We start from the raw sequence: 23,933 nt of genomic DNA on the forward strand, positions 1-23,933 counted from the left end.
CCATTTCGTCAATTTCGCATGCATCATTGCATCGCCTCGCTTTCCTGGGGCTGAATATCGGCTTCATCGTTTTCGAATTCGTCTTCATAAGCATCGAGCGCTTCGTTGAGTTCGCGCTGCGCCTCTTCCTCTGCCGCGGCATCGCGTTCATCCACAGTTTCCTGATCCACGGCGTCGCGCAGGATCACCCCATCATCGGCCAGCAGGCCCAGATCGCGCGGATCGCGCACCGCGCTGGGATCGTAAAGCGCGCGGATGGAGTTGATAAGCTTGTAGAAGGGCGCGCGGATATTGATGCGCAGTTCTATCGGCAGATCGGCGATGGCGCGGGTTACGATATTGCTTTCCGCCGTTTCGCCCTGCCCCACCCCTTCAAAGCGGACCTGCGTTACCAATTCGCCCGTCAGCGGCCCGTCCATCGCAATGGTCATGGCGTCATAGCTGAGATCGCGCAGGGCCGAGAAGGCGAGGTTGCCGAAGAAACCGATATCCTCATAGGTCAGCTCTCCCACATAGGAGACATGGCCACCGGGGGGCCGGGAATTGAGGATGCCGGCCTCAAGCCTGCCGTTGCCCGCTGCATCAAAGATGATGGGCACAGTGCCATCGAAGATGCCGGATGCGGCAAGATTGCCCAGCTCCATCTGCTCCACGAAGCGGGAGGCTTCCAGTCCTTCGATCACCAGGATGTAGGACCGCTCCTCCTCCACGCCGAAGCGGATGTTTACGGGCCTTAAGCGAAGTGTGCCGCCCATGAAGGGCCAGCTGCCGCCCTGCACGGCCAGCACCTCTGCATTGCGCAGCTGGAACAGCACTTCGCCGTCCAGCACCTCTATCCCCGGATTGACCGATTCGATGGCGATGCGCTGGTCCGGCGCGGTGGTGAGGTTGAGCAGATCGGTAAAAACCACCGTCCCGCTGGCGCCGCGCACGGGGCCAAAGGCTGCGGCAAGATTGAGCGAATCGCTGCTGAACTGGCCGCTGGAGGTGACTTCCACCGCGTTCCAGTCAATCCGGCCCGTGCCGGTGACCGTCCCCTCCACATTGCTGACCACGCCCAGCGCAAGGCAGGTGAGGCCGCGAGGGCGCTGCTGCGCCGAGACCGGGCTATCAAGGCATTGGCCAGCGGTTGGCGCAGGCTGCAGGGCATCGTCGAAGGTGATGCCTTGGACATTCAGATCGGCGTGGCCGGTGCCGCTGCCGAGATTGTGGGCAATCTGTACATCGCTGATCGCACGGCCTGTTACGGGTTCGCGCAATACCGCATCGGCCAATAAGACATTGTCGAACAGAGAGAGCGTGGCATCGCGTGCCACCATCGGCTCGAACCGGTCGTTTTCCTGCCGGTCCTCCAGGCGAAAATCGCCCTGCTCTATTTTCAGGCGATCATCGACATAGCGCCAGTTGCCGGAGGCATCGAAGATATCGAGCGGGACGGATGCGAGGAAAACGTCGGCGCCCGTAAAATCACCGCCAATGGACTCTGCCGAGAGATCGGCGCGCAAATCCGTAATGGTAAATCGCTGGGCGCGCCCCTGTGGCCCCAGTTCGATATCAAGGTCCCGCGCGGCAAACGCGCCGGGATAGGCAACGCCCAAGGGGCCGGACCGCAAGCGAATCGGCGTTTGCGCCAAAGTGCCCGATAGGTTGAGAGCATTCGTGCCCGCCGCGAATTTCAGACCCCCACTGCCGTAGCGCAGGATAGGCTGGCCGGATTGCGGGCACAGGGTAATCGACTGGCGGCCCAGCGAGAGATTGGCCAGCGTCAGCCGGTCAAACCGCAGATCGCGGCAGCCACGCCACATGGCAAGATCACCGCCGGGAGATACGGTGACATCCAGCGGAATGATCAAGCCGGAGACAAAGCCGCCGGGCAAGGCTCCGCTGGCCAGCGCCCGGCCTGACAGCGCAATCCGTCCGCCGCTTCCCTGCAACAATCGCAATTGCGGCAAGGCGATGCTGGCATTCCCGGCTGAATATTCGGCCATCGCCATGCGCATCTCCAGCGCGCCACTGGCGGCCTGTTCCATCCTGCCGGATATGCGGGGCAAGCCGGAACCGCCGGTCTGGAAATTGCCTGAGAAGAACGGAATGGCGGAGCTTCCTCCACCCCTACCCTGGCCCATCGTGATCTGGCCGCGCGAAAGCGCCAGCAGCGTTGCCCCGCTGCCGCCTCTCAGCGATGCCTGCGGGATGGCGATGCTGCTGCGATTTTCATCCCGGCGGGCCGTGAAGCTGGCGGAAACCGTGCTGCCCCGCAGTTCGCGCAGCAAGCTCGATTCGAACCTCGCCAGCAAGGGCTGCAACAAGGTGCCGCCACTTGCCGATTCGGCGTCGGCCAAGCCAGCCAGCAATTGCCGGCCCATCTGCAGATTCTCGCCTGCCAGATCGCCTTCGATTTCTACCTGGCGGAAATTCTCCAGCGCGCGCACCCGTCCTTCCAGCGTCAGTGACCCAACCGCCGCATAGGGCGTGTCCGCATCGCTGGCCGTCACGTCATAACGGATGTTCAGGTCCTCATCGTGCCAGGTAAAGCTGCCATCACCGCGCATGGCCGCAGCCATGTCTGCGACACTTACCGAGCCCGCGACGAAAGCAATGTCGCCCTCGTATTCCGCCAGATTGCGCTCTGCCTGAAGGTCAAGCTCCACGCCTGTATCCGTGATGGCGAGACCGCTTTCCTCGCAATTCAGCGCGGCAAAGCGCACGGGGCCATGAAATTCGGGCCGCTCCGCATCGATAGAGACATTGCCGAACAGCGTTACGTCTTCGCCCCGGCAATCACCGGCAGAAAGATCGGGCGCCACCGCCGCCAGCACGCCTTGAAAGCCGCCGCGCAAATGCCCGCCGCCGCTGAGCTTCACGCCGACGCGGCCGTAATCCGTCTCCATCAGCGCGCGCCCATCATCGATGGCGAGGTTCAATGCGGGAAATTCGAAAGGCCCGTCTCCGCCGGTGAAGATCAGCGGATCAAGCGTGCCAAAGCTCACCACCCCATCGCGCACGGTGCCGAACAGGCGCGGCCTGATCAGGCGGATCTCTGTCACATCGGGCAGGCCGAATCGCGGCGTGATCAGTACATCTATCCGCTCCACCGTCAGGTCCGGCCGGTCCGGATCGCCGATCACGATGTCAGACAGCACCTGCTTGCCCGGCGATATGGTTTCGATGGTGTAGGTGGCCGGGATGTCGCGCTGTGCCAGCGCATCGGCAATCACATTGTCGGCAATCCGCTCCCGCCGCAGCCAGACAATCGCCACCGCCACCAGCAGACAGACGAAAAGGATGCGAAACACCTTGCGCAACAATCGTCGCTTGCGCCCCTTTGGGCGCGCATCAATCGTATCTTGCGAACCCTGCGTCATTGGCATCGACACTTGCGCGAGTGTGATGACAAAGGCAATGAAAGCTTGAAGGGGCATGAAGGGCCGCGTGGCGCAGGACATTCAAAATACGCAAGAATCAGGCGCAGCCAATGCCGGTGCGGCCCGTTCCGGCGCAGCAGGCCATCGCGCCCGGCTGCGCGAACGGCTGCTGGGCGGCGGCGCAGAAGCCCTGGCCGATTACGAAGTTCTGGAATACCTCCTGTTCGGCGCCCTTGCGCGGGGTGACACAAAGCCGATGGCAAAGGCGCTGCTGGCCCGCTTTGGCACGCTGGCCGGGGTTCTGAATGCAGAACCCGCTGCCCTCAAACAGGTAAAAGGCATCAGCGATGCCAGTGTCGGCCAGATCAAGATCGCCGGGCTGGTGGCCCGCCGCATGGCCCGCAGTGAAGTGCAGGACAAGCCCGTGCTGGGCAGCTGGCAGGCGCTGCTGGATTACCTCGCGATCGACATGGCGCATCTGCATACCGAACGCGTTCGCGTGCTATATCTCAACGCCAGAAACCGCCTGCTGCTGGACCACCATTTTGGCGATGGCACGGTGGACGAAGCCGCCATCCACCCGCGCGAGGTTATCAAGCGCGGGCTGGACCTTGGCGCATCGGCCATGATCCTTGTGCACAATCACCCCAGCGGCAATCCCGAACCCAGCCGCGCCGATATCCAGATTACCAAGCAGATTGCAGAGGCCGGCAGGCCGCTTGGCATCACGGTGCATGACCATGTGATCGTGGGGCGAGAGGGGCATGTCTCCATGCGCTCCAAGGGGCTAATCTAGCGCGCCTGTTTACGGCCTATGTTTACGGCCTATGGTCAGGGCGTATTGTCAGGGCGCGACGATGCCGTGGCGGGTATAGAAATCCTCCAAATGCGGCGCCATGCGCAGGGCGACGGTAAGGTCGTCTTCTGCGCCATCAACCCCGGCATGCAATTTCGCCAGTCCGCGCAAATAGTGCGACTCGGCAAGGCCGGGGGAGATGGCCAGTGCACCATCCAGATCGGCAATCGCGCTTGGGTAATCGCCCAAGCGGAAGTTGATCAGCGCGCGGCTGTCCAGTGCTGCAGCGGCATTGCTGGCGCGTTCGATGGACTGGGTGCAAACCTCCAGCCCATCTTCCAGTCCGATGTTCCACAGCCCCCGGAACCAGCAATCGGAATTCAGCGCAGCGGCACTTTGCGGAGCGTCCGCCACGGCATCGGCAATGAATTGGCGTGCTACTTCCAATTGGCCGTCTATAGCGGCAACCGTGGCCAGCATGTCCTTGTGCGCAAGCCTTTCATCATCGCTGACGACCAGCGACCCCAGCAATTCACGCGCTTCCTCTATTCGGCCGAGATAGGCGAGTTCTCGTGCGATGTTGAGCGCGGTGCCGTTGGCATATTCTAGTTCATAGGCTGATTGCAGGTCGTCGAGGACTGCCTCGTAATCGCCTTTAGTCCGGTGCAGCCACGATCGCTGGGTATAGGCCCATGCGCTTGGCTGCTCTGCAATCAAAGCGTCGAAATCTTTCAGCGAAGCATTGAAATCATATATCGAGCCAAGGAAACGCGCGCGTCCGATCAGGGCACCGAAATCGTCGTCCTCCGCAAATTCGATGGCTTTGCCATAGGCTTCAAGAATGGGCGCGGCCCGCTCGGCCCGCTGGCTGTCGCTAAGCTTCCAGCGCCACGTCACATCTTCAGGCGGAACGAGTTCAAGCGAGCGGTTCGCGATTTCGCGGAAGGATCGGCGCGCCTGAGGAAGGTCTTCCGGGGCAATCTCTCCCAAGAGACCGAAAGCTTCGGCAGCGGCGCGCATTTCGCCACCGGCGATGCTGGCCGAGCTTGTGAAACGCATGTTCCCGAAGCCCGCTTCCATCTGCCGATCCCCCTCAAGCGAAAAACCGTCGCCTTGCTGCGGCAGCATCATCGTGAGATCGAATGACTGCCGCATCGGTCCTTGCGTGGCGACGGGGATATCGCGCCACGCAGGGCGAGCGCGATCCGGGTTGAATTCAGCGAACTGGTCGCCGGTATCTACAGAGGATCGCAAGCGGCCGTCGGTCCATTCGAAATATGGTGGCAGAATGCCTTCAACCTCGATTGTGGCAACCGCGGCATCCTCGTCATAAGAGACATTGAGGGCGCTGACCTGCATCTGCGAATTGCCCTGCCCCGCCATCGATCGCGCCATCTGCTGCAACATGGCGGGATTGTCGGCATCGACCATCGCCTGCATTTGTGCGGCGGCAGGTCCGCTCAAGCGAAATTCCAGCGCCATCAATGCGGGCAAATCGACGCCTGCGGAATGATCCACATTCATGACCATTCTCATTTGCGGCACCGCGAGATCGCGCTGCTGCATGGGTACCAGATCGGCCCCGCCCTCTCGCAAAGGCAGCGCGTAATGGAAAGGCGGCACATCGCCAATCGTCGCGAGGCGCGTGGCAGAGCTGGTGCCGTCGAGCCAGTAGTCCGTGCCGTCGATCATGGCATGCACGATGACGTGGTTGAAAGCCGCCGGAAGGGGCAGCAGTTCAGGTATGGCATCTCCCATTTGCGTGCTGACCAGAACCGGCTCTGCATCGATATTCATTTGGCGCAGCAATGACAGCAACAGCACGGACTTTGCTTTGCAATCGCCATAGCGCACGTCCCACGTTTCTTCGGCGGACTGCGGCAGATAGTTTCCGCCATCGAGGCCGTTGAGCAGGTAACTGACCTCGTCTTGCACCAGTCGAACGGCAAGCGCGGCGCGTTCCAGCGGATCGTCTGCCCTGGCCATGATATCGCGGGCCAGACCGGCCACATCGGAACCGGAGCCCGCTTCTGCTGCAGCATCGTAATGTGGTGCCATCACGGCGGAAACTTCCTGCCAATCGCTGAAGCTGCCTGCGCGCAGAATTGCCGGACGAAGGTAGCGGGACGGTGCATCTTGCGGCACGGGATCGGCTTCAGCCAATGGCAGATCGACCGTGAGGAAGCGATATCCGTCACGCAATTCCGGCTGCTCCAGCCCCACGCGGTCCTCCACTCCCCAAAGGATATCCTCATCAGCAGGCCAGCTCATCACGGCGCGGGCGGTGCCCACCTGCCATGGCTCACTGGGAAGATACTGCACGGCCTGCACCTCGTCCCCCAGCGCCTGATCATCGGTGGAAATCGTGTGCGCAATGCGCAGCATGTCGCCTTCACGCAAGCCGGGCACGGAAACGGTGGCCGTCAGGCTGCCATCCAGCAGGCGCTGCTCCAGCCCCTGCTCGCGGCGAAGCACGTCCAGCGTAACGCCCTGATCCAGCAGGTCGATAACTTCACCGTCGCGAATGATATCCATGCGGTGGACGATCAGGTCACCCTTGTCCGGCAGCCATTGCAGCGTCTGTGTGTTGGCCTGCATCAGCGACTGCGGATTATCGATGCGCTGCACCCAGTCATGATAGACCCATGCAACGCCATCCTCCAGGCGGTGCTGCCAGTCGTAAAGCAAGGTCGCCGGGCCATCGTCGGACAACACCGTCTGCACATCCGCTTCCTCCACCCAGGCAGGCGCGGGCTGATACAGCGGTTCTTCGCCAGCATGGGCCGGTGCGCTTATTGCAACGGCTAGAAGCGGTAGTGCGGCGATGGACTTGTGCATGATTTTCCCCTGTTCACCGACGTTTATAGCGCCGGGTGATTACCGTATTCTCACCATGAAGCTGGGCAGAAAGCAAATCATCGGGCCGCGCGCGGCATGCCGCGTCTTGCCAATTGCGGGCACAGGCCCTAGCCGCGCAGCCACATTCACAAGCTATATCATCCCGGAGTTCACGATGGTCCCCCGCTATTCCCGCCCTGCCATGTCAGCGATCTGGGAGCCGGAAACGAAATACGAGATCTGGTTCCTGATCGAAGCGCATGCGACGCAAAAGCTGGCCGATCTGGGCGTGGTGCCCGAAAGCGGTGCCAAGGCGCTGTGGGACTGGTGGGCGACGAACCCGAAGATCGACGTTGCCGCCATCGACGAGAAAGAGCGCGTGCTGAAGCATGACGTGATCGCCTTCCTCGATTGGGTGGCCGATGAAGTGGGGCCTGAAGCGCGCTTCATGCATCAGGGCATGACCAGTTCCGATGTGCTGGATACCACGCTGGCCGTGCAACTGGTGCGCGCCACCGATATCCTGCTGGAAGATCTCGACGGCCTGCTGGACGCGCTGAAACGCCGCGCAGAAGAGCACAAGTACACCGCCACCATCGGCCGCAGCCACGGTATCCATGCAGAGCCGACCACTTTCGGCCTCAAGCTGGCGCAAGCCTATGCCGAGTTCGACCGCTGCCGTGACCGCCTCCAGGCCGCGCGCAAGGAAATCGCCACCTGCGCCATCTCCGGCGCGGTGGGCACCTTTGCCAATATCGATCCCAGTGTTGAGGAATACGTCGCCGAGAAACTGGGTCTGGTGGCAGAGCCTGTGTCCACCCAGGTTATCCCGCGCGATCGCCATGCCATGTATTTCAGCGTGCTGGCCGTTATCGCGTCCTCGATGGAGCGGCTGGCGGTGGAAGTTCGCCATTTGCAGCGGACCGAGGTGCTGGAGGCAGAGGAGTATTTCTCCCCCGGCCAGAAGGGTTCATCGGCCATGCCGCACAAGCGCAACCCGATCCTGACTGAGAATCTGACGGGGCAGGCCCGCATTATCCGCGGCTACGCCCTGCCCGCGCTGGAAAACGTGGCGCTGTGGCACGAGCGCGATATCTCGCACTCCAGCGTCGAACGCTTCATCGGCCCCGATGCCACCATCACCCTGGATTTTGCGCTGGCCCGCCTGACGGGCGTGGTGGACAAGCTGCTGGTCTATCCCGAACGGATGCAGAAGAACCTCGACAAGATGGGCGGCCTTGTCCACTCGCAGCGGGTTCTGCTGGCGCTGACGCAGGCCGGCATCACGCGCGACAATGCTTACAGGCTGGTGCAGCGCAATGCCATGAAGGTGTGGGAATCGGATGGGCAGATGTCGCTTCTGGAACTGCTGAAGGCAGACGAAGAAGTGAAGGCCGCGATGACGGACGAACAGCTCGAAGAGAAGTTTAACCTCGATTACCATTTCAAGCATGTCGACACGATTTTCGATCGCGTGTTTGGCGACTGACGTGCTGCCCGGCTGCAAGGCGCACCCTTCCCAAGCCGGAAGGGAGCGACTAGCATCCGGGATCGAAGCGTAAGGACAGGAAGGTAACGCATGCAAATCGTTCGCACAGTCATCTGGGTGCTGCTGCTGGTAGGCCTGCTGTTGTTCTCCATCGCCAATTGGGATCCCACCGTTACCGTGCGGATCTGGCAGGGCATCGTGGTGGATACCAAGATACCGGCGATCGTGATCGTGTCCTTCGCCATCGGCTTTGTGCCCATGTGGCTGTACCACCGGGCCAGCAAATGGCGCCTGCAACGCAAGATCCAGAGCCTGGAAAATGCCGCTCGCACCGCCGCTGTAACGCCCGTGACGAAAGCCGAGGCTGAAGAACAGCACGTGGATGAACACCACGACCACGAGGCACCGATGCGACCAGGCGATGGCTCCGATCAGAGAGTGGTGACCACCCGGCCCGGCTATACAGACGAGAACGAACCAAAGGTATGAGCAACCCGATCTACCTGGCGCTGGACGTGCCGCAGCTGGATGCGGCCAAGGCTTTGGCCAGCAAGGTGAAGGGCCATATCGGCGGGGTGAAGCTGGGGCTGGAATTCTTCTGCGCCCACGGCACCCACGGCGTGCACGAAATCGCGCAACTGGGCCTGCCCCTTTTCCTGGATCTGAAGCTGCACGATATTCCCAACACCGTGGCAGGTGCCATGCAATCGCTGCATGTGCTGGAACCTGCCATCATGACGGTGCATGCCAGCGGCGGCCGCGCGATGATGGAAGATGCCAAGGCCGCTGCGGGAGAGAATACCAAGGTCGTCGCCGTCACCATGCTCACCAGCCTGGATGAGCGCGATCTGGAGCGAACTGGCGTATCCGGCAGCCCGCACGATCACGTAATGCGTCTGGCGGAACTGGCACAGGCCAGCGGGCTGGATGGCATCGTGTGTTCGGGCCAGGAAGTCGGCTCTGTTCACAAGCAGTGGAAGGACGGCTTCTTCGTCGTTCCCGGCCTGCGCCCCGGCGGCAAGGCCACGGCGGATCAGAAGCGTGTCGTTACCCCGCGCAAGGCGCGCGATGATGGTGCATCGGTGCTGGTCATCGGGCGGCCCATCAGTCGTGCGGATGATCCGCTGACGGCCGCCCGCGATATCGAGGCGACGCTTTAACCCTCAGCCTCCGGCGTAGAAGGCATCCATCTGAGCATCCTGAATTTCTTCGGCAGAGCGCGGCTTGCGCGATTCGGCCTGCATCTCGCGAACTTCGCGGTCCATCTCGATCGCCTTGGAAACAGCCGTGCCATAGCTGCCATCCACCCCGTCAGACGGCCAGCGTGACGCTGTGGAGCCAACGCGCGCCGAATCGAATGCGCGGCCCGTCAGCCTTGCATCCAGACGTTCGATCACATTGTCGCGATGCATATTGTGGGCCATGCCTGCTGCTGCGCCCTCACCCGCGCCGCCGCCTTGGCAGGTTACCGTCACATGCGTTCGCGCCGCATCGCCTTCGAACGGCGCAAGCGCTAGATCGCACGCCCGGCCAACATGGCTGCCGCGCGTGCGCCAGGTGACCTTGTTCGATCCATTGCCCGTGCTGGTGCGCATCACGTCGCCTTTCGATTCCCCGAAATCGACAGAAGTCAGCAAGCCATAGGCCTGATCTACAGGCATATCATAGACATCGGCAGGCTTCTGATCGACGAACACGTAAAGCAATCCAGCAGCAACGGCGGCAAAACCCGCGCCAGCAAGAATATTCATTATTTCCCCCTTCGAACGTTTGAAGTTCGCCCGGGTTAATTGCTGATACCTATCTATTTTTTTAACGCGCGACGGATTTTTTCACGCTGGTGCGGCCAGCTTAACCCTTCCCCAACCATCACGGGGTCACTAGGTGATTGCCATGGCCGATTTGCTCATCAAAATTTGCGGACTTTCCACCGAGGAATCCATCGACGCCGCCATAGAGGCTGGCGTCACACACGTGGGGCTGGTGCACTTTCCCAAGTCACCGCGCCACGTTTCCATCGATGATGCGGCAAAGCTGCGCGTGCGTGTGCCCAAGAGCGTGAAGGTCGTACTGCTGACGGTGGATATGGAGCCAAAGCCTACGGCGGAAGCCTTGCAGGAAATTCAGCCCGATGTGCTGCAACTGCACGGCAAGGAGAAGCCGGAATGGATTTCCCTGATTCGCCAGAACTCCGATCTGGAAATCTGGAAGGCCGTGGCGGTGAAAGACCGTGCATCGCTGGAACGCGCCGCGATCTACAAGGATTGCGCCCATCGCCTGCTGTATGATGCTGCGGGCGGCGCTTTGCCCGGCGGCAACGGCCTGACGCTGGACTGGCGATTGCTGATGAACCACCGCCACGTGCTGCCCTGGGGCCTGGCTGGCGGATTGAACGCGCAGAACGTGGCCGATGCCGTCCGCTACACAGGCGCGCCGCTGGTGGATGCATCCTCCGGCGTGGAGAGCGAGCCGGGGGTGAAGGACATCGCGAAGATCAAGGCATTCTGCGAGGCAGCAAAGGCAGCGCGCGCGCAGGCTGCATAACCGCATAATTGCCCTTTAGACTCGCTGGACTTGCGCGCATCGCTCTGCCAATCGCATTCGCATGACCGAGAGCAAACCAAACTCCTTCCGCAACCAGCCCGACGATCGCGGCCATTTCGGCCAGTTCGGCGGACGCTATGTTGCCGAAACGCTGATGCCGCTGATCCTGGATCTTGAGCGTGAATATACCGCCGCCAAGGCAGACGACAGTTTCAAGGCCGAGTTCGACGATTTGCTGGAGCATTACGTGGGCCGCCCCAGCCCGCTGTACTATGCGCCGCGCATTACAGAGGAACTGCGCAAGGACGCGCCCGAAGGAAAAGGCGCGCAAATCTGGTTCAAGCGGGATGAGCTGAACCACACCGGCGCGCACAAGATCAACAATTGCATCGGGCAGATCCTGCTCGCCCGCCGCATGGGCAAAACGCGCATCATCGCCGAAACCGGCGCTGGCCAGCACGGCGTTGCCACCGCAACTGTCTGCGCGCGGTTTGGTTTGCCCTGCACCATCTTCATGGGCGCAACCGATGTGAAGCGGCAGCAGCCCAACGTGTTCCGCATGAAGCTGCTGGGCGCAGAAGTGGTGCCCGTCACCAGCGGACGCGCCACGCTGAAGGATGCCATGAACGAGGCGCTGCGCGACTGGGTCGCCAATGTGCATGACACGTTCTACATTATCGGCACCGCCGCCGGGCCGCATCCCTATCCGGAGCTTGTCCGCGATTTTCAAAGTGTAATCGGTCGCGAAGCGCGCGCGCAGATGCTGGAGCGTACCGGCCGTTTGCCAGACCTGCTGGTGGCAGCCATCGGCGGCGGCTCCAACGCCATCGGCCTGTTCCACCCCTTCCTCGACGATCCAAGCGTGAAGATGTTGGGCGTCGAAGCGGCGGGCCACGGGCTAGAGGGCGACGAACACGCCGCCAGCCTCGCAGGCGGTTTTCCCGGCATCCTGCACGGCAACAAGACCTATCTGTTGCAGGACGATGACGGCCAGATCACCGAGGGCCACTCGATTTCTGCTGGCCTCGACTACCCCGGCATCGGCCCCGAACACGCCTGGCTGAAGGAATCGGGCCGCGTGGACTACACCTACGCCACCGATACCGAAGCGCTGGACGCCTTCCAGCTCCTCTGCCGCACCGAAGGCATCATCCCCGCGCTGGAACCCTCGCACGCCATCGCGGCCATCGGGAAGGTGGCACGCGAGATGCCTGAGGACGCGATCATCTGCGCGAACCTGTGCGGACGCGGCGACAAGGACATCTTCACCGTGGCGGAGGCGCTTGGGGTGGAGATGTGAAATTCTCGCCCGCACGAGCTGGAATCTTTCTTCTGCTGGGGCTGCCAATTGGCTTCATTCTCACCGCTCTCGCTTTTGCCGTGACGGGACACCCCATCAGCGCACCGCAGATTGCGCCATTCGCAGGTGGAATTGCCATTGTGATTGCTATCGCTGCGGGGCTATGGACGCCGCCATCATGACCCGACTTTCCGACAGTTTTTCTCGCGGCCCTGCCCTCGTCTGCTTTATCACCGCGGGCGACGGGGATACCGCAGCCAATCTCGACGCGCTGGTCGCTGGCGGCGCCGATGTGATCGAGCTGGGGATGCCTTTCACCGATCCGATGGCCGATGGCCCCGCGATCCAGGCGGCGAATATCCGCGCGCTTGGCCGGGGCACGAAAACAGCCGACGTGCTGCAACTCGCTAGTGATTTCCGCGAGCGGCATCCGAACGTGCCGCTGGTCCTCATGGGCTATGCCAACCCGATGGTGCGTCGCGGGCCCGAATGGTTTGCTGATGCACTGGCAAAAGCGGGCGTCGATGGCGTGATCTGCGTGGACCTTGCGCCGGAGGAGGACGACGACCTCGGCCCTGCCCTGCGCGAGAAAGGCATTGCGCCGATCCGTCTGGCCACCCCCACCACCGATGCAGCGCGCCTGCCCATGGTGCTCGATAAATCGCAAGGTTTTCTCTACTATGTCAGCGTGGCTGGCATCACCGGCAAGCAGAGCGCGGCGGTCGCCGATATCGAGGCCAATGTCAGCCGGATAAAGCAGCATACAGACCTGCCCGTGGCCGTGGGCTTCGGCGTGCGCACCCCGGAACAGGCCGATGCAATCGCCAGGGTTGCGGATGGCGTGGTGGTCGGCTCCGCCTTGGTGGAACTGGTGGCGACGCATGGGGATAAGGCGCCCGAACACCTGCGCGCGCTTACCGAAAAACTTGCCAATGCCGTGCATTCTGCCCGATAGGCGACATCCATGAGCTGGCTAGATCGAGTAAGAGAGCGCCTGCCGTTCGGCAACAAGCGCGAATCCCCTGACAATCTGTGGATCAAATGTCCTCGGTGTCAGGAGATGGTGTTCCGCAGCGAATACGAAAAGAACCTCAGCGTATGCCCCAATTGCGACCATCATGGCCGCATTGGCGCAGATACGCGGCTGAACCAGATACTGGACAATAACGGCTACGAATTGCTGCCCCCGCCCCGCGTGACGGAGGATCCGCTGCGCTTCAAGGATAGCAAACGCTATGCGGACAGGCTGAAGGCTGCGCGTGCCAGCAATCCGCATCCCGATGCCTTCACCGCCGCTATCGGCACGATCGAGGGGCACAAGGCCGTGGTGGGCGTGCAGGATTTCACCTTCATGGGTGGCAGCATGGGCATGGCGGTGGGCGATGCCTTCTGCAACGCGGCCCAGCGTGCGCTTGACGAAAAGTGCGGCTTCATCTGCGTTACCGCTGCGGGCGGTGCGCGCATGCAGGAAGGCATTCTCAGCCTGATGCAGATGCCGCGCGCCACGGTGATGACGCGGCGCCTTAAAGAGGCTGGCCTGCCCTATATCGTGGTGCTGGCCGATCCCACCACCGGCGGCGTTACCGCCAGCTATGCCATGCTGGGTGATGTGCAGATCGCAGAGCCGGGCGCGCTTATCGGTTTTGCCGGGCAGCGCGTGATCCAGGAAACCATTCGCGAGCAATTGCCCGAAGGCTTCCAGCGCGCCGAGTACCTGCACAAGCACGGCATGGTGGACATGGTGACGCACCGCAAGGATCTGCGCGCCACGCTGGCGCAGCTGCTGGATTATCTCTCTCCCGCCAAAGCCGCCTGACGGCAGCGCCCGGTCCGCATGAAGGATTTCGCGATCTCGGAAGACCCCGCGGTTCAGAAGCAACTGGACCGGCTGGGCGCCCTCTCCTTGCCGCAGGGGCGCATCGGGCTGGATGTGATCCACGAATTGCTGGCCCGACTTGGCAATCCAGAAAAGCGGATGCCGCCCGTTTTCCACGTGGCAGGCACCAACGGCAAAGGCTCAACCTGCGCTTTCCTGCGCGCAATGCTGGAGGCGGAGGGGCTGACGGTCCATGTCGCCACAAAGCCCCATCTGGTGCGTTATAACGAGCGCATTCGGGTGGGCGGCAAGCTGATTTCCGATGCCATGTTGGCCAGCCTGCTGGAAGAGGTGATGGATACAGCAGGCGATCTGTCGCCCAGCTTTTTTGAAGTCACTACGGCGGCAACCCTCCTCGCCTTTGCGCGCGAACCGGCCGATGCATGCGTAATCGAAGTGGGCCTTGGCGGGCGTTTCGATGCCACCAATGTGATGGAGCGGCCTGCCGCCTGCGGCATCGCCAGCCTCGGCATCGATCATGATCAGTTCCTGCTGAACGAAGATCCGGATGCCCCCTCCCCCACGGACAATCCGATGGTGCGCATCGCGTTCGAGAAATCGGGCATCGCGCGCCCCGGCTCTCCGCTGGTGACACAGAATTACTCGCCCGATGTCGTGGCAGAGGTGGAGCGCCGCGCGGGGCTAGCCGGTGCCCCGCTGCACATGCGCGGGCATGACTGGTGGGCCGAAGCGGGCAGCGATGCCATCGCCTATCGCGACAAGCACGGTCGGCTGGACCTGCCCCTGCCCACAATGCCGGGCGCGCATCAGGCGGATAATGCCGCGCTGGCAGTCGCCATGTTGCGGCTTCAGGATACGGTGACGGTTTCTGCCGCCGCAATGGCGCAGGGCATCCGCGAAACCAGCTGGCCCGCACGGCTGCAAAAGCTGGGCGATGGGCCGCTCACCGAACTATTGCCGGGCAAGCACTTCCTGCTGGATGGCGGGCACAATCCCGATGCGGCAACCGCACTGGAACGCTATCTGCAGGATGAGGGCGATGCGCCCATTGACGCCATTGTAGGCATGATGGCCGCCAAGGATGCGCGCCGGTTCCTGGCCATTATCGCGCCGCGGATTGCTTCGCTGACGGCGGTGCCGATACCCGGCAATGATTGCCTTGCGCCTGAAGTGCTGGCCGATCTGGCGCGGGAAGCCGGCATCGCCAATGTCTCCACCGCCGAAGACGTGCCGTCCGCTCTCGCCCCGCTTGGCAAAGACGGCACGGCACTCATCTGCGGATCGCTCTACCTCGCGGGCAAGGTGCTGACGCTCAACCGCGAATTCCCAGACTGACGCTTATTCCGCCGGAACGCTTTCCGGTGGCGGCTGGATAACGCCTGCCTCGTGCGGGCTGCGCGCTTCGCGTATCCATTCGAGGATGCACAGCACCACCGCGATCACGCCGATCAGGGCGGTGAAGATGAAAACGTAATAATACCCGCGATCCTCGATCATCTCTCCCAGTGCGCCGCGGCCCAACGTGCCCACCAGCAGGGTGAGCGATGCCAGCAACGCATATTGCACAGCCGCGTATTTCTTGTTCACGATGCTGGATAGCCACGCGATATAGGCCGCACCGGCGATGCCGATGGCGAGGTTTTCCCACATGATCGTAAAGGTCAGCCGAGCCAGCCCTTCCGATCCGAAGGGCGCCATGAAATTGATGAGCTTGGTAAAGCCGATGGCATCGCTGCTCGCCTGCATCCATGTGCCGCCAAGCGCCAGGTCGGCGTAAAGCAGGTTGGTGGCTGCCGCCAACGCTGCGCCCAGTGTCAGCGTGAACATGCGGCCAATCACCGTGATCAGCCAGCCGCCCAGTGCCAGCCCCGCGATAATCGCGCCCACGCCGAAGAACTTGGAGGCGAAGGCAACATCGTCGCCGGTGAATTCCAGTTCGCCCAGATAGAACGGATAGGCAAACGTACCCCAGATCGCATCGGTGATGCGATAGGTCAGCACCAGGGACAGGATCAGGACAAGGGACCAGCCCATCCGCCCCACAAACTCTACCAGCGGCAGCACCAGCGCGCGATAGAGGTGATCGGTAAAAGTCACATTGTGGGGGCTGAACGCCGCGGCCGTGTTGCTGATGACCCTGCGGCCTTCCTTCTTCAACTTGGCCAGCCATGCCGCGATGAAGGCGGGCACAACGATGGTGGCGATGATAATCAGCGGGCCATAGGTCGCCGTAAATTCGGTGGGATTGGGCCGCAGGTCGGGCGCATAGGTCATGGATCGGTACATGAACAACACCACGGTGCCGATGGCCCATGCCCACAGCAGGCCCACGCCCAGCAGAGCCCAGTTCCGCGTCTTCGGTTCGATTTCGCCGGCATTGTACAGTTCGGCCACATCTTCGTTATCGGCTGCAACAGTCTCGGCGGTCCGCTTGGCCACGTCGGCGTCGGGCGCAAACAAACCGGCGATACCGATGGCCAGCATGATAACGCCCATCATTACATAGGTCTGCGGCCAGCCGATCCGTTCCGCGATTATCAGACCTAGTGCGCCGCCTACCAATGCTGCGAGACGGAAACCCATTTGCGTAATCGTGGACAGGATATCGATCGTCGCTTCTTCGTCGGCAACGTCGATACGCCATGCGTTGATCGCGATATCCTGCGTCGCGCTGGCAAAGGCGCCGATCGCCGCCAGCAGGCTGAACAGGCCCAGCTGGCTTTTCGGATCGAGAATGCTCATCGTTACCAGGATGATGCCCAGCATCAATTGCATCGGCGCAATCCACTGCTTGCGCTTGCCCAGGCGGCGCAGGCCGGGAATGTTCACCTTGTCCAGCAGGGGTGACCACAGGAACTGGAAGGCATAGGCAAGCCCGATCAGCGAGAACACGCCCATCGTCTCCACGCTGACCTCGGCTTCCGTCAGCCAGGCGTATAGCGTGCCCAGGAACAGTGCGAACGGCAGGCCGCTGGCAAAGCCGAACAGCGCCATATATCCGCTTTTTGGATTTTTCAGGGAGCGGGCCAGCGCGCGCCAGCCGGGCTTGGATTTTTTCGCTTCTGCGGCCACTTCGGCCATAAATATCTCTCCGCGTGGGTGCGAACTACTCGGTCTAAACGTAAACCACGCCAATGGAAGGCTGGATGAACGGCTCATCAACGCCTATGGGCCGACGAATGTCCCAGGAAGAACGGCCCGAGGGCGATCGCATCGCCAAATTGCTTGCCCGCGCAGGTGTCGCCAGCCGCCGAGAGGTGGAACGCATGATCGATGATCGGCGCGTGAAGATCGGTGACGAGGTGGTGACCACGCCCGCCACATTCCTCACATCGCTGAGAGGCGTAACCGTGGATGGCAAGCTGGTGGGCAAGCCGGAACGCACGCGCCTGTTCGCATTTCACAAGCCCACCGGCCTGCTGACGGCAGAGCGCGATTTTTCCGGACGTCCTACGATCTACACCGCTTTGCGCAACGCCCTGCCCAAGGATACGCCGCGGCTGATGCCGGTTGGCCGGCTGGATATGAATACCGAAGGGCTGCTGCTGCTGACCAATGATGGCGCGCTGAAACGCACGATGGAGCTGCCCTCCACCGAGATTCCGCGCACATACAGGGCGCGCACATTCGGCGATGTGACGCAGGAGCAGCTGGAAGGGCTAATGGATGGCATCGAAATAGAAGGCATGCGTTATGCCCCCATCGATGCCAATCTTGAACGCCGCACCGGGCGCAACCAGTGGATCGAGCTTTCGCTGACCGAAGGCAAGAATCGCGAAGTGCGCCGCGTGCTGGAATTTCTGGGCCTGGAAGTCAGCCGCTTGATACGCATCGCTTATGGCCCCTTCGGCCTTGCAGACCTGCCTCGCGGCGGCGCAGTGGAAATTCGCAGGGAAGATATCGAGAGGTTCCGCAGCTCGCTAAAGCCAGGGTCCGATCGATGAGGATCATTGCTGGCGAATGGAAGCGACGGCAATTGCGCGCCCCTGTGGGAGACTCGACGCGCCCCACGGCAGATCGCACGCGCGAAACGCTGTTCTCCATGCTGGCAAGCCGACTCGGATCGTTGGAAGGGTTGAGCGTGGCGGATATGTTCGCCGGATCGGGCGCGCTGGGGCTGGAAGCTCTGTCGCGCGGCGCGGCGCACTGCCTCTTTGTGGAGCAGGACGCCGCCGCCATTCGCGCGCTTCGGCAGAACATCGCCAGCCTGCGCGCACAGCAGCAATGCGATGTCGTTGCCGGATCGGTGATGGCGCTGGGCGCGGCAAAGCAGGCGCATGATCTTGTCCTGCTGGATCCACCCTATGGCACCAACGCGGGCGCCGTGGCGATAGACCGGCTGGTGCGACTCGGCTGGATCGGACCGGAAAGCTGGGTCGCGCTGGAAGTGGGCGCGAAGGACGATGTGCAAATCAAGGCGCTGGAGATCGAGACGGAGCGCCGCACTGGCCCGGCAAAGCTTGTGATCCTGCGCTGGCCGACGGCGGACTGACGCCTTCTCTCGCTCAGTAACCTGGGCACTTTCAGCAAATTAGCCACACGAAAAAAGGCCGCCCCGGTTTGGAGCGACCTCTTCAGAACCGAAATGTCGGCTGAAATGTTGTCCGTTACATGCTGGAAGCAGGCTTACCAGGCCAATAGTCCAGCGGACGGTCTACACCGGGGCCACGGGCGCCTGTTGCCCAGGCGTTGATGCAGTTGTCGTCGGAATCGCTCTTGCACACCGGATATTCACCCTGATGTGCGGCGGGGATGGACTGCGCCATCTCCTTACTGACAAACCTGATATCGCCGGACGTGGTGCTGGCCTGCGCGCTGCTGGTTGCCGCGCCGTTTTCCAGCTTGTTTACCTGCGAGATCACGGACGTCCACGCGGCCTGACGCTGTTCAGGGGCCTGGATCTGATACAGCGTAGTGCGCTGGTTATCGTCCAGATACCACCATGCATCCTGCTGGTCCTGCTCCAGCGACCAATAATAGCCGCGCAGATCGGTGGGCCAGCCGAAATACATCGTCTGCTGATCGGGCGTATATGCATCGAACATCGCCTGCTGATCGGTGTCGAGTTCGTCATACATCATCTGCTGCGCCTCGGTCATGTCGCGCTTGTCATCGACAGTGTTCACCTGGGCGGCGGCGGGAATGGCAACCATAGAAAGGGCGGTTGCAGCGGCGAGAATTGCCTTGTTCATGCGGGGTCTCCAATTTCAATTCGGGTCGGTATGATTGGCCTAATAACGGGCCAGTCCGTGCTGCTGTTCCGAGAAATAGAGGTTCCACCTCTCGTCGCGCGCCTTGCACGATACGCCTTTGTTCCCTAGCTGTTCGCATGTGACCCAAGCCCCGAACTCATCCCTGCCCGCCGAAGCCACTCCCGAATGGCTCGCCCATCTCAACACCCCTCAAAGAGAGGCCGTGGTGACGACGGAGGGGCCGGTGCTGATGCTAGCGGGAGCAGGCACGGGCAAGACCGCCGCCCTCACCCACCGCCTCGCGCATATCGTGCGCGAACGGCTGGCATGGCCCAGCGAGATCCTGTGCGTCACCTTCACCAACAAGGCCGCACGCGAAATGCGCGAGCGGGTGGGAACGCTGACGGGCGGCGCGCTGGAGGGTATGCCGTGGCTGGGCACCTTCCATTCCATCTGCGCCAAGATGCTGCGCCGCCATGCCGAGATCGTGGGCCTGCAAAGCAATTTCACCATCATCGACACGGACGATCAGCTGCGCCTGCTGAAGCAGATGATCCGTGAGCACGAGATTGATGAGAAACGCTGGCCCCCGCGCCAGCTGGCCGGGTTGCTGGACAGCTGGAAGAACCGCGGTCTCAATCCGCCAGACCTTACGGCGGTGGACAATGAAGCCTATGCCAATGGCAAGGGACAGGAGATGTATCGCCTGTATCAGGAGCGGCTGAAAACGCTGAATGCCTGCGATTTTGGCGATCTGCTGCTGCACATTCTCAATATCTTTCGCCAGAACTCAGACGTGCTGAAAAGCTATCAGCAACGCTTCAAATACATCCTGGTGGACGAATATCAGGACACCAACGCCGTGCAGTATCTGTGGCTGCGATTGCTGGCGCAGGAGCGCAAGAATATCTGCGTGGTGGGGGATGACGACCAGTCGATCTATTCATGGCGCGGCGCAGAAGTTGCCAATATCCTGCGGTTTGAAAAGGATTTTCCCGGCGCGAAGGTGGTGAAGCTGGAGCAGAACTATCGCTCCACCCCGCAGATCCTCTCTGCCGCCAGCGGATTGATCGAAGCCAATAGCCAGCGACTGGGCAAGACCTTGTGGACGCAGCTTCCAGAAGGCCAGAAGGTGAAAGTCATCGGCGTGTGGGACGCGCCCGAAGAAGCGCGCCGCGTGGGCGAGGAGATCGAGCGGCTGGAGCGCGAGGGCGCTTCGCTGGAACAGGTTGCCATCCTTGTGCGCGCGCAATACCAGACGCGCGAGTTCGAGGATCGCTTCATCCAGATCGGCCTGTCTTACCGCATCATCGGCGGCTTCCGCTTCTACGAACGCGCCGAGATCCGCGATGCGCTGGCCTATCTGCGCGTAATTGCACAGCCGGCGGACGACCTGGCCTTCGAACGGATCTACAATCAGCCCAAGCGCGGCCTAGGCGCAAAGACGCTGGAGAAAATGCACCAGCATGCCCGCGCGCAAGGCCTGCCTCTTGCCGCCGCAGCGCTGCAACTGGCCGACAGCGATGAATTGCCTGCCCGCGCGCGCAACACAATCGGCGGCCTGATGGCAGATTTCCTGCGCTGGCGCGAAATGAGCGAGGCGGTCAGCCCGTCCGAACTGATGCGCGCCGTGCTGGAGGAAAGCGCTTACGATGCATTGCTGAAGGCCGAACGCTCCGCCGAAAGCGCGGGCCGTGCTGACAACCTGGTAGAACTCGCCCGCGCAATGGAGGAATATGAAACGCTGGGCGATTTCCTCGAGCACGTCAGCCTGGTGATGGAGAACGACGCCGCCAGCGACGAGGAAAAGGTGACCATCATGACGATGCACGCCGCCAAGGGGCTGGAGTTCGACAATGTCTTCCTGCCCGGATGGGAAGAAGGCGTGTTCCCCTCGCAGCGATCGCTGGACGAAGGCGGGCTGGCATCCTTGGAGGAAGAGCGCCGCCTCGCCTATGTCGCCATTACTCGCGCGCGCCGCCGCTGCACGATCATGCACGCCGCCAACCGCCGCATCTATGGCCAGTGGACCAGTTCCATCCCCAGCCGCTTTATCGAGGAACTGCCCGAAGAGCATATCGAGCAGGAAACCACCATGACCGGCGGCAAATCCCTTTGGCAGGCGAATTGGAGCGAAAGCGAAGACCCCTTCGCCCATGTATCCCGCGACAGGCCGGATCGCTCCTCCGCCAGGGGCCCCGGCTGGCAACGCGCGCTGGCCACCGGTTACGACACGAAGCAGACGCGCCTGAAAGAACCAAGCCGTTCCGCTGCCAGCTTCGCGGCAAAACCACGCGGCGATGTGGAACTGGGCGCGCGCGTGTTCCACGAGAAATTCGGCTATGGCGAAGTGATCGGACAGGAAGGCAACAAGCTGGAAATCGACTTCGAGAAGGCCGGGACGAAGCGGGTAATCGATAGCTTCGTTACGCTGGCTTGAAGGGAGACGCGGGAGCGGCGGATAACGACCCCATTGCGGACGTTGACTTGCGGGTGCAGACTGCCTCGATGTGCGAAGAAAATCAGGCGTGCTATGAGGATCAGTGGCAAGACTGCGCCATATTAGTGGTCCAGCAGTTCAGTGATGCCCTCACGAAGCTAAACCAGTGCAATCCATGGCCCGATCAGCCCCTTCTTCCGAGAGCTGTAAATCAGCTGATGACGGAGCTTTGGGATCAGGGCTTTAGCCAGTCCGAAATACGAGAAGCTTTCGAGGATGCCGTTGCTGATATGCCTCGCTATGCCGCTGGCGATGAGCGGAGGTCCTAGGTCAGCTTCCCACCCCAAAGAACAGGCCTTCAGCCACACCTCCCAGCGCGCCGTTAACCCAAAAAAGAGACCACACGCGTAAACCGTGCCTCGCCAGGAGGCACTTCGATGAAATTCGTGAAGTTACACTCGCGCGGTGGCGACTATCTTGTGGTCGCCAGCAATATCGCATGGTTGCGCACCGGCGAAAACGGCCAGACGCTGGTCGGCATGGTGGGCAGCAGCCCGCTATTGGTTACCGGAAAGATCGAAGAGGTGGCGCAGATGGTGCTGGACAGCTGAGCCAAAGCGCCCAGCCCGTCACCATCAGGCCTGCTCTTACTTGAAGCCGAAGCTCAGGAATTCGGGCTTCGGCCCATTCCATTCGCCAGCGGGGACAGGCTCTTCATCCTGATTGCGGTGGCGCGATTGCCCGCCCGATTTGCGTTGCGGCTTGTCGTCGCGCGGCTTGCTTTCGCTCGGCTCGTTATCGCGCTGCTCGTCACTGGATGTGTCGCGCGCTTTGCGCTCCGGCTTGGCCTTGGCGGTTTCGCTCTTGCGGGCGCGGGAGCGCCTGGGCTTTTCCTCACGCTGCTCCTCGGCATCGTCGGACTGTTCCGGCGCATCCTGCTCGCGCTTGTCCTTTTGGGGCTTGTCCTTCTTCGGCTCCGCCTTGGGCAGTTCGACGCGCACGTCCTTCTTGCCGAAGACGGGGATCTTGGCGCCGGTCAGCTTCTCGACATTGTCAATGGCCTCGTCATCACCCTCGCCCACGAAGGTGAACGCGCGGCCCTTGGCACCCGCGCGGCCCGTGCGGCCGATGCGGTGGACATAATCGTCCGGGTGCCACGGCGTGTCGTAATTGAAGACGTGGCTCACGCCCTTGATGTCCAGCCCGCGCGCGGCAACGTCTGACGCGACGAGGATGTTGATTTCGCCATCCTTGAAACGCTGCAATTCCGCATTGCGGCTGGCCTGATCGATATCGCCGTGAATTTCACCGCTGGCAAAGCCGTTGCGTTGAAGCGTCTTGTTGAGTTCGCGCACCGTGGTCTTGCGGTTGGAGAAGACGATGGCGGTGTCCACCAGATCATTGCGCAGCAGCCATTCCAGCGTGCTGCGCTTTTCGCGGTTCTTCACCGGGATCTTGAAGGCAGTGATGTTCTCGTTGGTGGAGGCCGCGCGGCTCACTTCCATGCGCTTGGGATTGTCGAGGAATTTCTTCGCCAGCTTCTCGATCGGGGCGGGCATGGTGGCGCTGAAGAGCAGGGTCTGGCGCTGGTCGGGCAGCTTGTCGCAGATAAACTCGATATCGGGGATGAAGCCCATGTCGAGCATGCGGTCCGCCTCGTCGATCACCACCAGTTCACACGCGTTGAGCATGATCTTGCCGCGTTCGAACAGGTCCATCAGGCGGCCCGGCGTGGCGATCAGCACGTCGACGCCATCATTCAGCGCCTTCACCTGCTCACCCATCTGCACGCCGCCGATCAGCAGCGCCATCTTCAGATCGTGGTTCGCGCCGTATTTCTCGAAATTCTCTGCAACCTGCGCGGCAAGTTCACGTGTCGGCTCAAGAATAAGGCTGCGCGGCATCAGCGCGCGGCGGCGGCCATTGGCCAGAACATCGATCATCGGCAGCACGAAGCTGGCCGTCTTGCCGGTGCCGGTCTGTGCGATACCCAGCACATCCTTCATCATCAGCACTGCCGGAATCGCCTCGGCCTGGATCGGAGTCGGCTCGGTATAACCGGCCTCCTCCACGGCTTTGAGCAATTCAGGTGATAGGCCGAGATCGGCAAAAGTGGTCAATGCGTAAGGTCC

General features: G+C 61.8%; 19 protein-coding genes. 13 read left to right on the forward strand and 6 right to left on the reverse strand.

What is annotated here, in order from left to right; genetic code table 11:
* Positions 1 to 23: 23 nt before the first annotated feature.
* Positions 24 to 3,371, reverse strand: coding sequence for an intermembrane phospholipid transport protein YdbH family protein (locus GRF63_RS10255; RefSeq protein WP_160485901.1), 3,348 nt, complete (start codon positions 3,369 to 3,371; stop codon positions 24 to 26).
* A gap of 49 nt (positions 3,372 to 3,420) precedes the next feature.
* Between GRF63_RS10255 and radC the strand changes: the two genes are divergently transcribed.
* Positions 3,421 to 4,161, forward strand: coding sequence for a RadC family protein (gene radC / locus GRF63_RS10260; protein WP_160485902.1), 741 nt, complete (start codon positions 3,421 to 3,423; stop codon positions 4,159 to 4,161).
* A 48-nt stretch (positions 4,162 to 4,209) separates the two neighbouring features.
* Here radC and GRF63_RS10265 read toward each other — a convergent pair whose 3' ends face one another.
* Entirely contained in the window at positions 4,210 to 6,999 is a 2,790-nt protein-coding gene (locus tag GRF63_RS10265; RefSeq protein WP_160485903.1) for a DUF3857 domain-containing protein, read from the reverse strand.
* Between the two features lie 175 nt (positions 7,000 to 7,174).
* On the opposite strand from GRF63_RS10265, the gene purB reads away from it, so the two are divergent.
* From purB to pyrF, 3 genes are all read left to right on the forward strand, one after another.
* The gene (gene purB, locus GRF63_RS10270; RefSeq protein WP_160486327.1) at positions 7,175 to 8,488 is read left to right on the forward strand and encodes an adenylosuccinate lyase; all 1,314 of its coding nucleotides are present in this window, start codon (positions 7,175 to 7,177) and stop codon (positions 8,486 to 8,488) included.
* A 90-nt stretch (positions 8,489 to 8,578) separates the two neighbouring features.
* A complete protein-coding gene (locus GRF63_RS10275) occupies positions 8,579 to 8,977 on the forward strand; it encodes a LapA family protein (protein ID WP_160485904.1) in 399 nt (132 codons plus the stop codon).
* Entirely contained in the window at positions 8,974 to 9,648 is a 675-nt protein-coding gene (gene pyrF, locus GRF63_RS10280) for an orotidine-5'-phosphate decarboxylase (RefSeq protein WP_160485905.1), read from the forward strand. The genes GRF63_RS10275 and pyrF overlap by 4 nt, the downstream gene beginning before the upstream one ends.
* 3 nt (positions 9,649 to 9,651) lie before the next feature.
* Here pyrF and GRF63_RS10285 read toward each other — a convergent pair whose 3' ends face one another.
* On the reverse strand, positions 9,652 to 10,239 hold the full coding sequence (locus GRF63_RS10285; RefSeq protein WP_160485906.1) for a hypothetical protein: 588 nt from the start codon (positions 10,237 to 10,239) through the stop codon (positions 9,652 to 9,654).
* Positions 10,240 to 10,381: 142 nt separating this feature from the next.
* Here GRF63_RS10285 and GRF63_RS10290 point away from each other — a divergent pair, with 142 nt between their 5' ends.
* The 5 genes from GRF63_RS10290 (at position 10,382) to GRF63_RS10310 (ending at position 15,504) form a co-directional block, all read left to right on the forward strand.
* Complete coding sequence (locus GRF63_RS10290; protein WP_160485907.1) at positions 10,382 to 11,032, forward strand: phosphoribosylanthranilate isomerase; 651 nt, start codon at positions 10,382 to 10,384, stop codon at positions 11,030 to 11,032.
* A gap of 61 nt (positions 11,033 to 11,093) precedes the next feature.
* A complete protein-coding gene (trpB, locus tag GRF63_RS10295; RefSeq protein ID WP_160485908.1) occupies positions 11,094 to 12,332 on the forward strand; it encodes a tryptophan synthase subunit beta in 1,239 nt (412 codons plus the stop codon).
* A gap of 178 nt (positions 12,333 to 12,510) precedes the next feature.
* On the forward strand, positions 12,511 to 13,287 hold the full coding sequence (trpA, locus tag GRF63_RS10300) for a tryptophan synthase subunit alpha (RefSeq protein WP_160485909.1): 777 nt from the start codon (positions 12,511 to 12,513) through the stop codon (positions 13,285 to 13,287).
* A gap of 9 nt (positions 13,288 to 13,296) precedes the next feature.
* Positions 13,297 to 14,148 carry an acetyl-CoA carboxylase, carboxyltransferase subunit beta gene (gene accD, locus GRF63_RS10305; RefSeq protein WP_160485910.1) on the forward strand — a complete coding sequence of 284 codons (852 nt, stop codon included), beginning with the start codon at positions 13,297 to 13,299 and terminating at the stop codon, positions 14,146 to 14,148.
* An 18-nt stretch (positions 14,149 to 14,166) separates the two neighbouring features.
* Positions 14,167 to 15,504: a bifunctional folylpolyglutamate synthase/dihydrofolate synthase gene (locus tag GRF63_RS10310; protein WP_160485911.1), complete on the forward strand. Its 1,338-nt coding sequence runs from the start codon at positions 14,167 to 14,169 to the stop codon at positions 15,502 to 15,504.
* Positions 15,505 to 15,507: 3 nt separating this feature from the next.
* Here the strand turns inward: GRF63_RS10310 and GRF63_RS10315 are convergent, their stop codons facing one another.
* Entirely contained in the window at positions 15,508 to 17,250 is a 1,743-nt protein-coding gene (locus tag GRF63_RS10315) for an AmpG family muropeptide MFS transporter (protein ID WP_160485912.1), read from the reverse strand.
* 98 nt (positions 17,251 to 17,348) lie between these two features.
* Between GRF63_RS10315 and GRF63_RS10320 the strand changes: the two genes are divergently transcribed.
* Both GRF63_RS10320 and rsmD read left to right on the forward strand, forming a co-directional pair.
* Entirely contained in the window at positions 17,349 to 18,113 is a 765-nt protein-coding gene (locus tag GRF63_RS10320; protein ID WP_160485913.1) for a pseudouridine synthase, read from the forward strand.
* Positions 18,110 to 18,661 carry a 16S rRNA (guanine(966)-N(2))-methyltransferase RsmD gene (gene rsmD / locus GRF63_RS10325; RefSeq protein WP_160485914.1) on the forward strand — a complete coding sequence of 184 codons (552 nt, stop codon included), beginning with the start codon at positions 18,110 to 18,112 and terminating at the stop codon, positions 18,659 to 18,661. Before GRF63_RS10320 ends, rsmD begins: the two co-directional genes overlap by 4 nt.
* Before the next feature lie 115 nt (positions 18,662 to 18,776).
* Here rsmD and GRF63_RS10330 read toward each other — a convergent pair whose 3' ends face one another.
* The gene (locus tag GRF63_RS10330) at positions 18,777 to 19,361 is read right to left on the reverse strand and encodes a hypothetical protein (protein WP_160485915.1); all 585 of its coding nucleotides are present in this window, start codon (positions 19,359 to 19,361) and stop codon (positions 18,777 to 18,779) included.
* 139 nt (positions 19,362 to 19,500) lie between these two features.
* On the opposite strand from GRF63_RS10330, the gene GRF63_RS10335 reads away from it, so the two are divergent.
* Positions 19,501 to 21,801 (forward strand): UvrD-helicase domain-containing protein, encoded by a 2,301-nt coding sequence (locus GRF63_RS10335; protein WP_160485916.1) that lies wholly within the window; start codon positions 19,501 to 19,503, stop codon positions 21,799 to 21,801.
* A 437-nt stretch (positions 21,802 to 22,238) separates the two neighbouring features.
* Entirely contained in the window at positions 22,239 to 22,412 is a 174-nt protein-coding gene (locus GRF63_RS16400; RefSeq protein ID WP_202131672.1) for a hypothetical protein, read from the forward strand.
* Positions 22,413 to 22,448: 36 nt separating this feature from the next.
* On the opposite strand, the gene GRF63_RS10340 is transcribed toward GRF63_RS16400, so the two are convergent.
* Complete coding sequence (locus GRF63_RS10340; protein ID WP_160485917.1) at positions 22,449 to 23,921, reverse strand: DEAD/DEAH box helicase; 1,473 nt, start codon at positions 23,919 to 23,921, stop codon at positions 22,449 to 22,451.
* Between the last annotated feature and the right edge of the window lie 12 nt (positions 23,922 to 23,933).

The organism is Aurantiacibacter rhizosphaerae, assembly GCF_009807005.1.
Lineage (GTDB): Bacteria > Pseudomonadota > Alphaproteobacteria > Sphingomonadales > Sphingomonadaceae > Alteraurantiacibacter > Alteraurantiacibacter rhizosphaerae.

Bases quoted from the DNA above. Each gene is read 5' to 3' on its own strand.
- trpB (WP_160485908.1), top strand. From the start codon at position 11,094: ATGACCGAGAGCAAACCAAACTCCTTCCGCAACCAGCCCGACGATCGC.
- GRF63_RS10265 (WP_160485903.1), bottom strand. From the start codon at position 6,999: ATGCACAAGTCCATCGCCGCACTACCGCTTCTAGCCGTTGCAATAAGC.
- GRF63_RS10275 (WP_160485904.1), top strand. From the start codon at position 8,579: ATGCAAATCGTTCGCACAGTCATCTGGGTGCTGCTGCTGGTAGGCCTG.
- GRF63_RS10290 (WP_160485907.1), top strand. From the start codon at position 10,382: ATGGCCGATTTGCTCATCAAAATTTGCGGACTTTCCACCGAGGAATCC.
- GRF63_RS10320 (WP_160485913.1), top strand. From the start codon at position 17,349: ATGTCCCAGGAAGAACGGCCCGAGGGCGATCGCATCGCCAAATTGCTT.
- accD (WP_160485910.1), top strand. From the start codon at position 13,297: ATGAGCTGGCTAGATCGAGTAAGAGAGCGCCTGCCGTTCGGCAACAAG.
- pyrF (WP_160485905.1), top strand. From the start codon at position 8,974: ATGAGCAACCCGATCTACCTGGCGCTGGACGTGCCGCAGCTGGATGCG.
- trpA (WP_160485909.1), top strand. From the start codon at position 12,511: ATGACCCGACTTTCCGACAGTTTTTCTCGCGGCCCTGCCCTCGTCTGC.
- rsmD (WP_160485914.1), top strand. From the start codon at position 18,110: ATGAGGATCATTGCTGGCGAATGGAAGCGACGGCAATTGCGCGCCCCT.
- radC (WP_160485902.1), top strand. From the start codon at position 3,421: ATGAAGGGCCGCGTGGCGCAGGACATTCAAAATACGCAAGAATCAGGC.
- GRF63_RS10315 (WP_160485912.1), bottom strand. From the start codon at position 17,250: ATGGCCGAAGTGGCCGCAGAAGCGAAAAAATCCAAGCCCGGCTGGCGC.
- GRF63_RS10330 (WP_160485915.1), bottom strand. From the start codon at position 19,361: ATGAACAAGGCAATTCTCGCCGCTGCAACCGCCCTTTCTATGGTTGCC.
- GRF63_RS10285 (WP_160485906.1), bottom strand. From the start codon at position 10,239: ATGAATATTCTTGCTGGCGCGGGTTTTGCCGCCGTTGCTGCTGGATTG.
- purB (WP_160486327.1), top strand. From the start codon at position 7,175: ATGGTCCCCCGCTATTCCCGCCCTGCCATGTCAGCGATCTGGGAGCCG.
- GRF63_RS16400 (WP_202131672.1), top strand. From the start codon at position 22,239: ATGAAATTCGTGAAGTTACACTCGCGCGGTGGCGACTATCTTGTGGTC.
- GRF63_RS10310 (WP_160485911.1), top strand. From the start codon at position 14,167: ATGAAGGATTTCGCGATCTCGGAAGACCCCGCGGTTCAGAAGCAACTG.
- GRF63_RS10255 (WP_160485901.1), bottom strand. From the start codon at position 3,371: ATGCCAATGACGCAGGGTTCGCAAGATACGATTGATGCGCGCCCAAAG.